The following is a 1101-nucleotide window of genomic DNA, read 5'->3' on the forward strand; positions in this document are numbered from 1 at the left end:
GTCCGGCAGTCCGTAACCGATGGTTTTCTTGTAGAAAGGAGAGACCTTCGCAGTCGGTGCCTTCTTCTTGTGCTTCGTGGTGTAGAGCATTCGTGCCCGCATCACCTCGAAGGAGTAACCGCGCCCTTCACGGTTCTTGTCCTTGGCCAGTCGGTTGATGGACTCCGTGTAAGCGTTGGTGACGGGCATGTCCGTCTCGAAGTAGGTCATGGTCTCTTCGCGCCAGTTTCCCACTGCCCTGACCAGATCGCTCCAGACTTCCTTTTGGCCCTTCGGGATGGTGGCTATCCACTCGTCCAGGGCGGCTTCTGCCTGGAGCCGTGTGGTGGCGTCCCAGATGCCGTAGAAGCGCTCCTTGTGCTCGTAGGCGGCCAGCAGTTGCGGGAACGCGCCTGTCCAGGTCTCCATGATGAGGCGCTCCCGGTCTGAGACTTCGTGAGCGCGTTTCAGCAGGATTTTCCGGTCTCCCTTGAGAGTCCGGCTCTGGGACGGTTTCAGCTCCTTTCTGAGGCCCTTGCGCACTCTCTCTAGGGCATCGTTGGCCATGCGCACCACATGGAACTTATCGACCACGATACGGGCCTGGGGCAGCACAGCCTTGACCGCTGCCCGGTAGGGGTTCCACATGTCCATGCTGACGATCTCGACCTTCTGCCGGTCTTTCAGCTTCATCAGGTAGTTGGTCACCACGTCCTGGCGGCGGGTGGCCAGCAGGTCGAGCAGGGTTCGCTCCTCAATGTTGGTCAGAATGCAGCGGTAGCGCTGGTTCAGGTATAGCTCGTCAATGCCCAGGATGCGGGGCGTCTCGAAGCGGTGCCAGCGCCCCAGGAACTCGGCGCGGGCGTTGAAGATGTCGCGCACCGTCTTCTCGTCCAGGCCGGTCTGTGCCGCCACAAAGGTGTAGGGGTGGTTGAAGGATTCCTTCTCCACGTACTCATGCAGCCGCAGTGTCATACGGAATCCGTCCACCATCTCCGGTAGCTGGGGCCTGAATGTTGTCTTGCAGGCCCGGCAGGTGTATCGGCGGCGGACCACCCAGAGAGTGACCCGCTTGCCGTGGATGGGCAGATCACGATAGGGAACGTCACGCTTGCCGAACCG

The 1101-nt window shown here is 60.8% G+C and carries 1 protein-coding gene; it reads right to left on the reverse strand.

Annotation, left to right across the window (positions count from 1 at the left end):
- A partial coding sequence (locus FEU76_RS18510; protein WP_144985012.1) for an ISL3-like element ISPpu12 family transposase occupies positions 1–1101 on the reverse strand: 1101 nt, incomplete at both ends.

The sequence above is a fragment of the Halomonas sp. C22 genome, assembly GCF_007655045.1.
In the GTDB taxonomy this organism is placed as follows: Bacteria; Pseudomonadota; Gammaproteobacteria; order Pseudomonadales; family Halomonadaceae; genus Vreelandella; species Vreelandella hamiltonii.